This window comes from Microbacterium sp., assembly GCF_029263575.1.
In the GTDB taxonomy this organism is placed as follows: Bacteria; Actinomycetota; Actinomycetes; order Actinomycetales; family Microbacteriaceae; genus Microbacterium.
The window spans coordinates 1-10,238 of the sequence record NZ_JAJUFV010000107.1; the positions used below are offsets into that span (position 1 = coordinate 1).

Consider the following 10,238-nt stretch of genomic DNA (forward strand, 5'->3'; position numbering starts at 1 on the left):
ACTCGTCATGCCCGGGTTCATCGACGCGCACTCGCACGCCGACGGACTGCTGCGTGACGAGAGCGTGCAGCGCTCGCTGCTGCGCCAGGGAGTGACCTCGGTCATCGTCGGACAGGACGGCGTCTCATACGCCCCCGGCGACGGCGCCTACGCGAGCGAGTACTTCGCCGCCATCAACGGCCCGCATCCGACCTACACCGGCGGCGGCGTGAGCGCCTACCTTGATGCCGCCGACGGCACCTCCCGCGTGAACGCGGCCTACCTGGTGCCCGCCGGCACCGTGCGGTTCGAGGTCTGCGGACGCTCGCAGACCCCCGCCGACGATGCCCAGCGCGACGCCATGGTGGCGCTGGTGCGTGAGGGGATGAGCGACGGAGCGGTGGGGCTGTCGACGGGACTCGACTACGTTCCCGGCATCTTCCAGAGCGCCGATGAGATCGCCGCGCTGTGCGCGCCGGTGGTCGAAGCGCGCGGCGTCTACGTCAGCCACATGCGTGGCGGCTACGAGGCGAACTCCGCCGCCGGCATCGACGAGATTGCGCACATCTCACGCGGCGCGGCAGCCGAAACTGGCAGTCGCCTGCGCGTGCACGTGTCGCACTTCCACGCCGAAGCAGACATCCTGCTCGCGCAACTCGATGCGCTTGCGGCATCCGATATCGACACGACCTTCGACGCCTACCCGTACATCCGCGGCTGCAGCCTCATGGGCATGCCGCTGCTGCCACCCGAGCTTTCCGCGCGTCCGGTCGACGACATCATGCAGGCGCTGGGGGATCCGGCGCAGCGCGAGCAGCTGCGCACCGACTGGTTCCCGCGCATCGCGAACAACCCGAGCCTCGGGCCCGAATGGCCGCACATGATCTCGCTGTCGCACCTGGCCGCGCCCGAGTTGGCGTGGGCGCACGGCCTGACGCTCGCGCAGGCGGCCGAACGCGCGGGCGCTGATGTGATCGACTTCGTGCTCGACACGCTTCGCGCGTGCCGGTTGCAGGCGAACATCGTCATGGCTGTGCGGTACGAGCGTCCCGTCGCCGAGCTCGCGCGCATCTTCGCGCACCCGGCGCACATGGGCGGCTCCGACGGCATCTTCATCGGCGCGCATCCGCACCCGCGCGCTCGCGGGTCGTTCGCGCAGTTCCTGCGCACCTACGTGCGTGAGACGGGCACCTGGTCGTGGGCGGATGCCGTGCAGCACCTGTCTGCCGCGCCCGCCGCACGCTTCAGCCTCGGTCGCCGGGGAGTCGTCGAGCCCGGCGCGGCCGCCGACCTCATCGTCGTGCGGCCGGATGCCGTCACGGATGCCTCGACCTATGCCGAGCCGCTTTACGACGCCGTCGGAATCGACGACGTGCTCGTCGCGGGTGTGCCGGTGCTGGTGGCGGGCGAGCTCGTCGCCGCGGCATCCGATTCCCCGCTTCCCGGTCGCGGACTGCGACGGGAGAAGACCGACCATCAACCATCCACAGAACGGAGCAACATATGAGCAAGACCGCCGTCCACACCACCAACGCGCCCCAGCCGGCAGGCCCCTACAGCCAGGGAATCAGCGCGAACGGGTTCTTCTACACCGCCGGGTTCGGGCCGCAGGATCCGGCCACCGGCGAGAAGTCTGACGACGTGCGCGAGCAGACCCGTCAGGTGCTGCGCAACGTCAGCGCCGTGCTCGCCGAGCAGGGCCTGACGCTTGACGACTGCGTCAAGACGACCGTGCACCTGGCCGACCTGGCCGACTTCGCCGAGTTCAACGAGGCGTACAAAGAGTTCTTCTCCGAGCCGTACCCGGTGCGCACGACCGTCGGATCGCAGCTGGCGAACATCCTCGTCGAGATCGACGTGGTCGCCGCGATCCCCCAGGGCTGAAGCCACGTCGTCATGCACGCCGCTGGCCGGGGATAATGGGCGAATGAGCACTCCTGTGAGCATCCCCGGCTGGCGACACCTCTATTCCGGCAAGGTCCGTGACCTGTATGCCTCATCGGATGCCGCCGACACGCGCATCCTCGTCGTGGCATCCGACCGTGTCAGCGCGTTCGATTTCGTGCTGGAGCCGGGAATCCCGAACAAGGGCGCGCTGCTCACGCAGCTGAGCCGCTGGTGGTTCGAGCAGCTCGACTTTCCGAACCACCTCGTCGAGGGTGAGATTCCGGCATCCGTCGCCGACCGCGCGATGCTCGCCCAGTCGTTGGAGATGCTGCCGATCGAATGCGTCGTGCGCGGATACATCACCGGCACCGGCTGGGCCGAGTACCAAGAACACGGCACCGTGTGCGGCATCGAGCTGCCCGCGGGGTTGCAGAACGGCGACCGGCTTCCCGAGCCGCTGTTCACGCCCGCCTACAAAGCGCCGATGGGCGAGCACGACGAGAACATCACGTTCGAGCGCGTGGTCGAGCTGGTGGGCGCCGAGCGTGCCGCCGATCTGCGCGACACGTCGCTGGCGATCTACGCGCGTGCGTCGGCGATCGCGGAGCAGCGCGGCGTCATCCTCGCCGACACCAAGTTCGAATTCGGGACGGATGCCGACGGCACGCTGCGTCTGGCCGACGAAGTGCTTACGAGCGATTCATCCCGGTACTGGGATGCCGCTGCGTGGCAGTCGGGCATGACCCCGGCTGAGCGGATGGCGAGCTTCGATAAGCAGATCGTGCGCGACTGGCTCGCCGCGAACTGGGACAAGCAGGGCGAGCCGCCCGTGCTCCCCGACGAGATCGTCCAGCGCACCGCCGACCGCTACCGCGAACTCATCGAACGACTGACCGCGTAAGGGCGTTGCGGGGGTCGCGCTTTCGGCTCGCCTGCGGCTCGCTCAAGCCGTTTCGGCTCGCTTCGCTCGCTCAACGCCCCGAAGCAGCGCAGGAGCCCCCGTCCCCGAACCCCGCGGGCCGTTGAGCGAAGGAGCCACAGGCCCCGAAGACGAAACGGACTGAGCGAGCGTCAGCGAGTCGAAGCCTGCTACGCCCCCACCCGCACATCCGTGTGAATGAAGTCGTCGCCCTTGAACAGCAGCGGCTCGTCCCGCGCGATCGCGAGTGCGTAACTGAAGCAGTCACCGTAGTTGAGTTTCGCCGGGCTGCCGGAGCCGCGTCCGTAGCGCTCATAGGCGTCGCTGGCGATGAGCGCCTGATGTTCGTCGACCGCGACGATCTCGGTAGTTTGGAGCGCCTGGCGCAATTCGTTCAGACCAGCGGCGCCCTTTCGCGAACGAACAACGATCTCGGACTCCACCACGGTGGCCGCCGAGATAGCCGTGCTCTCCTGCTCCAGCACGCGACGGAACCGTTGCGCCTCGGGTTCTGCGAGCATCACGGCGACCAGCGCCGATGTGTCGACGATCACCGGGGGAGCCCCGTTTCGTCGTACATGTCATCCATGATCTCTTCGTAGCTTGGCCCGACATCGGGCAATGCCTGCAAACGCTCAATGGCTGCACCTATGGCCGCTGCGCGTTCATCGCGCAGCCGCTGCCCTTCCTCGCCCACCTCATCGAGCCTGCGCCGCACAGCATCTTCAACCGCGCTCGTCTGGCTCTGCCCAGTGAGCTCGGCAAGCCGGCGCACCATCTCGTGCACCCGTTCGTTCTTGATGTTGAGGCTCATGGCACCCATTGTCCCGCCTTTCTACCCTTACCGCCACCTTTCTACCCTCGGCATCCGACATCGCATGCGGGCGCGGGCGCACGGCATCCGCCTGCGTTCTCGGTAATGTTGCTCCGACCCTAAATAAGAGGAGCCCCGCATGCCCCTGTGGAAGATTCACGGCGATGGGCGCAACGTCGCCCCCGACAAAGTCGTCGCACCCGATGAGCGTCTGAACTGGCCGGCAACGTTCGCGATCGGCGCGCAGCACGTCGTGGCGATGTTCGGCGCCACCTTCCTTGTGCCGATCATCACCGGCTTTCCGGTCTCGACGACCCTGCTGTTCTCTGGCGTCGGAACGCTGCTGTTCCTGCTGCTCACCCGCAACAAGCTCCCCAGCTACCTGGGTTCATCGTTCGCGTTCCTCGCGCCGATCACCGCGCTCAACGGCGGCAACGCGCTCGAGACGCCCGAGCAGATCACGCAGGCCCTCGTGGGTGTCGTCGTGGTCGGTGTGCTGCTAGCCGGTGTCGGTTTTCTCGTGCAGGCGGTCGGCAGCGGATGGATCGACAAATTCATGCCGCCCGTCGTCGCCGGTTCGATCGTCGCCCTGATCGGGTTCAACCTCGCCCCGACCGCGTGGCTCAACTTCTCGGCGCAGCCGGAGCTGGCAACCGTCACTCTCGCCGCCGTCGTGCTGTTCAGCGTGCTCTTTCGCGGGTTTCTGGGGCGCATCTCGATCTTCCTCGGAGTGATCGTCGGATACGTCGTCGCACTGTTCACCGGACAGGTGAACTTCGAGGGCGTGGCGGATGCCGCGTGGATCGGTGTGCCCGACATTCACCTGGCGGCTGTGACGAACCCTGACTCGTGGGTGTTCGTGCCGATGTTCCTGCCCGTCGTGCTCGTGCTGATCGCTGAGAACGTCGGCCACGTGCGCGGTGTCGCCACCATGACGAACGACCCCTCGATCAACAAGCACACCGGCCGTGCGCTCGTCGCCGACGGCCTGGCGACGACGCTCGCGGGTGGCTTCGGCGGCTCGGCGACGACGACCTACGGCGAGAACATCGGCGTCATGGCCGCGACACGCGTGTACTCGACCGCCGCGTACTGGGTGGCCGGCGGTGCGGCCATTCTGCTGGCGTTCTCGCCCAAGGTCGGGGTGATCTTCAGCACGATTCCTGCCGGAGTGCTCGGCGGCGTGACGACCGCGCTGTACGGCCTCATCGGCGTGATCGGCATCAAGATCTGGGTCGACAACCGGGTCGACTTCTCCCGCCCGGTCAACCAGTACACCGTCGCGGTGTCGTTCGTGATGGCCGTCGGCGGATTCGCCATGAGCTGGGGCGCGTTCCAGCTCGGCGCGATCGTGTTGGGCACGGTCGCAGCTCTGGTGATCTATCACCTCGGCAATGCGATCGCCAGGTGGCGCAAGTCTGGTGCGGATGACGGCGGGCCGATCCCGGCCGTCGGGCCCATGGGTGGCGACCCTCTGGACGGCTGATCCCGGCGCGCGTCGGCCTCGCGCCTGTCACGAATGTCGGAGCCTGTTACATCTACCGGAGGAACTCACACGAAACCTCCCGCAGGTGCAACAGCATCCGACGGGTGTAACAGGGCATGCCCGCCCGGCCGGCCCCGAGCCTCACCGCACGCGGAAGCGAACGCGCGCACCCGGCGGCAGCTGCCCGGCCAGGTCGATGAAGCCGTCGGTGAGCGCGCCGATGATCGGATAGCCGCCGGTGAGCGGATGATCGGGGCCGAACAGCACGGGCTGCCCATCGAGCGGCACCTGAATCGCGCCGGTCACCGCCCCCTCGCTCGGCAGTTCACCGGCGGTCGCACGCTCGAGCGGAACGTCACCCTGCAGGCGGATGCCGACGCGGTCGGAGCGCGGAGTGACAACCCATTCCTGCGTCGTGAGGTTGTGCCGAGCGGATGCCGTGAACCAGTCATCGCGCGGACCGAGAGTGATCTCGAGCTCGACGAGATCGCCGGATGCCGGGAGTGCCCGTGGCTGCGCGTCAGGCGCGACCGCCCGCTCTGCCGCATCGCCGACCGCGACGATGTCTCCCGCGGCGAGCGCAGCAGGACCGAGTCCGGCGAGTGTGTCGGTTGAATGGCTTCCCAGGGCGGGTGGCATGTCGATTCCGCCGCGGACGCCGATAATGTAGCGGAGGCCGTGGGTCGGATGCCCGAGGGTGAGCTCGTCGCCGTCGGCGGTTGCGAACGGTGTGCCGAGTCGGATGCTACGGCTGAAGCCAGCGGCATCCGTCAAGGTGATATCTCCGAGGGCGCCGGTGACCGCGGCTACGCCGTTGCCATGGAAGCGCAGTGTCGGGCCTCCGATGCTCTCGAGCACCGCGGCGCCCCGGGCGTTGCCGACGGCGTGGTTCGCGTCGCGCATGGCCGTGCGGTCGGCGGCGCCGGATGCTGTGACGCCGAGGGCCGCGTGGCCCGGGCGTCCGCGGTCTTGAATGAGCAGTTGCAGTGAGTGGCGGATGACCTCGATGGTTGGAGAAGGCTTCGACTCGCCTTCTTCGGCGGCTGGGGTCAGCTTCGACTCGCCTTCGGCTCGCTCAACCCGTTTCGGCTCGCTCCGCTCGCTCAACGACCCGCGTGACTGGCTCTCACTCTCCCTCCCCCGGGGCGAGCCCTCGGTCAAGGCCCCAGAGGGCTGCTGCGGGTCGTTGAGCGAAGGCCGCACCGCGGCCGCAGTCGAAACGGGCTGAGCGAACGAAGCGAGTCGAAGCCCCTCCCCCTCGGCTCGCTCGAACTTCACCAACGCCCCCGACACGAGCAACGCCGGTGGGTTGCGGTCGATGTCCCACATGACGGCATCCGAGCGTCCGATGAGTTGCCAGCCGCCGGGGCTCTCTCGGGGATACACACCTGTGAATGCTCCGGCGAGCCCGACGGATCCGGCGGGGACGCGCGTGCGCGGCGACGAGCGGCGCGGCACGTCGAACAGCGCGTCCCCGCTGACGAGATATCCGAAGCCGGGGGCGAAGCCCGAGAACGCGACGTGCCAGTCGGCGGCGAGGTGTCGGTTCACGAGTTCTTCCGTGGATACTCCGAGAAGCGACGCGGTCGCGGCAAGGTCTTCCCCGTCGTACCGCACGGGAACGGTTACCTGGCGCGTGGGCGCGATGCGCTCAGCATCCGTCTGCGTCGCCTCGAGAACCGAGGCGAGTTCCGCGGCCGTGACCCGCAGCGGGTCGAATCGCACGAGCACGGTGCGTGCGCCGGGGATGCGTTCAACGATTCCAGGAACGTCGTCCCAGGCGAGGTTGAGGCGCATCGCCTCGTCGAGATCGGCCGCTTCGACGAGAAGCGCGTGATCGGATGCCGTGAGGATGCGCATGGCGTCTCAGTTCGCTGTGCCGGATGCTGGTAAGACGAACGGTGCGATCGTGATGCCGGCGGCTTGCAGCATCCGTTTCGTCTCGGCCGCCATCGCGACCGATCCGGGGCTGTCGCCGTGCACGCAGATCGACTGAGCGTCGACGCATACGTCCGTGCCGTCGATCGCGCGGATCATGCCGGTGTCGGCGAGGCGCAGCATCCGCTCGGCGACGACGGCGGGGTCGTGCAGCACGGCGCCGTCCTGTGTGCGTGGAACCAGTCGGCCATCTGGCAAGTAGGCGCGATCGGCGAAGGCTTCGGCCGCGACGGCGAGCCCGGCGTGCGCAGCAACATCGAGCGCGACGCCGCCGGCGAGGCCGAGCATCACCAGGCTCGGGTCGATGGCCTTGATCGCTGCGACGACGGCTCGGGCTTGCCGCTCGTCGCGGGCGATCGTGTTGTAGAGCGCGCCGTGCGGTTTGACGTAGGCGACGGTGCCGCCGACGGCAGCGGCGAGCCCCATCAGCGCGCCGAGCTGGTACTCGACGTGTGCTTGCAGGGTCGCCGAATCGATGTCGACTGCCGTGCGGCCGAAGTTGTCGTAGTCGCGGTAGCTGGGATGGGCGCCGATGGCGACGCCGCGCTGCACGGCGGCGGCGAGAGTCGAGCGGATGCCTTCGGGGCTGCCCGCGTGGAACCCGCACGACACGTTCGCGCTCGTGACGATGTCGAGCATCGCCGCATCATCGCTGATGATGCGTTCGGGCACGTTCTCGCCGAGGTCAGAGTTCAGATCGATCGTGGGCATTGTCACGCTCCGGCGCGGAGGAAAGCGAAGAGGGTCTACCCACGACGATACCGATGGGGGCGTTCGGATGGTCACGGGTGCGCTCGGGATGAGGTCGACGGTGGCATGCAGGCACTTGCCGAGAACGGTGAGCGCCTGGTTTCGGTGCGAAGGGTTTCGGCGGGGAGTTTCGGCAGGGCTGGTGGCGGCGTGTCTCGCCGGGGCCGAACTGCGATGCGGATCCTGCCGGAAACGATCGTTTTCGGCTGTCTCGCAACTAGTGGTTAGTACCTGGCAGGTTGCGAGACATAGATGTGAGACCCCGCACGCCCCGGAATCCAGTCGGCTGTTGTCAATGTCCGAAGTCATCGGCACTTCTGTCCGAAGTCCTCAACACTCGTGTGCGTCAGCCGATCGCGCGAGGTGGGGCGACTGTCTCGTATCCCATGGGATACGAGACGGTGAGCGTGTTTCGACGCGACCTCTGACGTCACCTCCGCGCTCTTTTCGGGCATGCCCAAGAAGCTATACGGGTCATCAAAATGACAAGGTTGATTTCTTCATTTGTGGCATCTAGGTGGTACATAGGTGTACCGTTTAGATGACACAAAGGTGGAGGTGAAGAGATGGCATGGTTCTTCCTGGTTTGGGGTTCATTGATCGCCGGCCTCGTGCTGTCTTTCGTATGGTGGCTGATCTGGGGGCGCAGGACGCGGCTCTCAGCTGGCAGTGTTGGTGTGATCTCCCTGGCGGCCGGTCTACTGCTCGTGGGCGCACAGGCTGTGGTGCGACTGATGGGCACTGGTGCAACGACGCTGTTGCCATCCGCTATCTCGCGCGAATTCTGGGACTGGTATGGGGACCATCGGTTCGCTGTGCCGCTATTGCTGGGAATTCTGGGCATGGTGGTCCTCGCGTTCCCTATCCGTGCCCGAAGTGGGAGAGGCGCTGCAGAGATCAAACCGCGAACACCAGTTAGTTTCTCGCGAAGAAGGTGGTTCATCACTCCAGCCCTGACGCTGGCGTTCATCCTCGTCTTGACGGTGATCGCCGGTATGGCGTCGCAGCCGGATTCCACGACAGGCGAGTACACGATGTACTTCGTCGACTTGGGCGGGGGGCGAGGTATGGGCACGGGCATCTATGGCTGGTTCTACTCCGTGCCGTGTCTGATCCTCACGGCTGTCATGATCATGGTCGCCATGTTCGATCTGTTCCTCATCGCCCGCCCCGCGCTGAATCGCAACGTAGCGCGGGACGAGAGCATACGGATGATTCGCACACGCAATGTTCTTGCTGTGGGCACCGGGGCTCTCCTCATGCATCTTGGAGTTGTCTTCGGCTCTCTCGCGGGAACCGCATCGGTGCGATCCTCGTTCCCGACTTCCGAGGGAAGCGTGGCGTTCTGGACGACGTTTGCCGCACTTGAGCCAGCGCTCGCGGGCGCGTCAAGTGTCACGGCTGCGGTCGGCATCGCCTTCTGGACTTCTGTTGCTCTGTCCGCCATACCGTCACGACGTTTGACTTCGCTCGCGGTCGAATCATGATGATCAGCTTGTCTGGTTCCGCGCCTCCCACGGAACAGATCCATGACCAGCTTCGCGGACTGGTTGCATCCGGACGGCTCGCGGCGGACGAGCGCCTTCCCTCGGTTCGTCAGCTCGCGAAGGACCTCGATGTCGCCCCAGGTACTGTCGCAAAGGCATACAAAGCACTCGAAGAAGAGGGGTTTGTCACCGCCCGAACCGGCGGAGGAACCCGCGTCAGCCGAACCGCGACAACGACACCGCGACCCGTGTTGGAGGCCGCTCGCCAACTCGCGGATACCGCTGCTCGTGTCGGCACTGATCTAGACGATACGATACGAATTCTCCGCGCAATTTGGCTAGACCAACAGGCCGAGCATTGATCCGATCGGGAGACTCAATCTCTCGACGAAACCATCCGACGTGTCTCGTAACCTAAGCGTCTCGCAACGCATGGGATGAGAGACATTGACGCGTCAGGAGCAGGTGTGTTCCGACCACACTTCGAGTACTCGGTCGATGTCGGGGTACCCGGCGGCATCGAGTTCATCCTTCACGTGCAGAGTCACGGTGAGCATGTAGGCCTCGCTTTCGAAGTCCAGCTTTGATGTGCTCTGTCGCTCGACGTCGTTCTTGGACTCGTCTAGGAGGTTGGTGGCAGCCGCGAGTACCTCGGGCGATACCTCGGCCTCAGCGAGTGCGTTTTCAGCAACACCTCGCGCCTCGTCGCTCGTGCCCTCGCGCACGTCTCCAATCCACCATGAACCGGTGCACTCGTGCCCCGCTGCGACGAACTCGTCAACGCGATCGGCAGGCCCGTGTATTAGGGCACAACCCGCAAGTAGGGCACCGGAGACGCAGGTAAGTCCAAGTAGCGCGATCGTTCGGCGGATCTCCATGACGCGAGAATACGGGACGATCATGGAAGTGCGCTCCGCGGTGAGAAGTGTCTCGTAACCTCACCTGTCTCGTAACCCATGGGTTATGAGACAGGTGAGG

The 10,238-nt window shown here is 66.1% G+C and carries 11 protein-coding genes; 6 read left to right on the top strand and 5 right to left on the bottom strand.

The annotated features are described in order from the left end of the window. From Q1J95_RS11075 to Q1J95_RS11085, 3 genes are all read left to right on the top strand, one after another. Nucleotides 1–1,486, top strand: a 1,486-nt coding sequence (locus Q1J95_RS11075) for an amidohydrolase family protein (protein ID WP_300267576.1), incomplete at its 5' end; no start/stop codon positions are given. Next, complete coding sequence (locus Q1J95_RS11080) at nucleotides 1,483–1,863, top strand: Rid family detoxifying hydrolase (protein ID WP_300267577.1); 381 nt, start codon at nucleotides 1,483–1,485, stop codon at nucleotides 1,861–1,863. The genes Q1J95_RS11075 and Q1J95_RS11080, both read left to right, overlap by 4 nt. 43 nt (nucleotides 1,864–1,906) lie before the next feature. Then, on the top strand, nucleotides 1,907–2,767 hold the full coding sequence (locus tag Q1J95_RS11085; RefSeq protein ID WP_300267578.1) for a phosphoribosylaminoimidazolesuccinocarboxamide synthase: 861 nt from the start codon (nucleotides 1,907–1,909) through the stop codon (nucleotides 2,765–2,767). Nucleotides 2,768–2,955: 188 nt separating this feature from the next. Here the strand turns inward: Q1J95_RS11085 and Q1J95_RS11090 are convergent, their stop codons facing one another. Both Q1J95_RS11090 and Q1J95_RS11095 read right to left on the bottom strand, forming a co-directional pair. Beyond that, entirely contained in the window at nucleotides 2,956–3,339 is a 384-nt protein-coding gene (locus tag Q1J95_RS11090; protein ID WP_300267579.1) for a type II toxin-antitoxin system VapC family toxin, read from the bottom strand. Then, complete coding sequence (locus tag Q1J95_RS11095; RefSeq protein ID WP_300267581.1) at nucleotides 3,336–3,599, bottom strand: type II toxin-antitoxin system VapB family antitoxin; 264 nt, start codon at nucleotides 3,597–3,599, stop codon at nucleotides 3,336–3,338. Before Q1J95_RS11095 ends, Q1J95_RS11090 begins: the two co-directional genes overlap by 4 nt. A gap of 139 nt (nucleotides 3,600–3,738) precedes the next feature. Here Q1J95_RS11095 and Q1J95_RS11100 point away from each other — a divergent pair, with 139 nt between their 5' ends. Further along, complete coding sequence (locus Q1J95_RS11100; RefSeq protein WP_300267582.1) at nucleotides 3,739–5,085, top strand: solute carrier family 23 protein; 1,347 nt, start codon at nucleotides 3,739–3,741, stop codon at nucleotides 5,083–5,085. A gap of 141 nt (nucleotides 5,086–5,226) precedes the next feature. Here Q1J95_RS11100 and Q1J95_RS11105 read toward each other — a convergent pair whose 3' ends face one another. Together Q1J95_RS11105 and Q1J95_RS11110 are read right to left on the bottom strand one after the other, a co-directional pair. Then, nucleotides 5,227–6,945: an urea amidolyase family protein gene (locus tag Q1J95_RS11105; protein WP_300267584.1), complete on the bottom strand. Its 1,719-nt coding sequence runs from the start codon at nucleotides 6,943–6,945 to the stop codon at nucleotides 5,227–5,229. Nucleotides 6,946–6,951: 6 nt separating this feature from the next. After that, the gene (locus tag Q1J95_RS11110; protein ID WP_300267586.1) at nucleotides 6,952–7,734 is read right to left on the bottom strand and encodes a 5-oxoprolinase subunit PxpA; all 783 of its coding nucleotides are present in this window, start codon (nucleotides 7,732–7,734) and stop codon (nucleotides 6,952–6,954) included. Nucleotides 7,735–8,339: 605 nt separating this feature from the next. Between Q1J95_RS11110 and Q1J95_RS11115 the strand changes: the two genes are divergently transcribed. Both Q1J95_RS11115 and Q1J95_RS11120 read left to right on the top strand, forming a co-directional pair. Continuing rightward, nucleotides 8,340–9,260: a hypothetical protein gene (locus Q1J95_RS11115; protein WP_300267588.1), complete on the top strand. Its 921-nt coding sequence runs from the start codon at nucleotides 8,340–8,342 to the stop codon at nucleotides 9,258–9,260. Next, nucleotides 9,260–9,622, top strand: coding sequence for a GntR family transcriptional regulator (locus tag Q1J95_RS11120; protein WP_300267592.1), 363 nt, complete (start codon nucleotides 9,260–9,262; stop codon nucleotides 9,620–9,622). The genes Q1J95_RS11115 and Q1J95_RS11120 overlap by 1 nt, the downstream gene beginning before the upstream one ends. A gap of 93 nt (nucleotides 9,623–9,715) precedes the next feature. On the opposite strand, the gene Q1J95_RS11125 is transcribed toward Q1J95_RS11120, so the two are convergent. Continuing rightward, entirely contained in the window at nucleotides 9,716–10,138 is a 423-nt protein-coding gene (locus Q1J95_RS11125) for a hypothetical protein (RefSeq protein ID WP_300267590.1), read from the bottom strand. Nucleotides 10,139–10,238 lie beyond the last annotated feature (100 nt).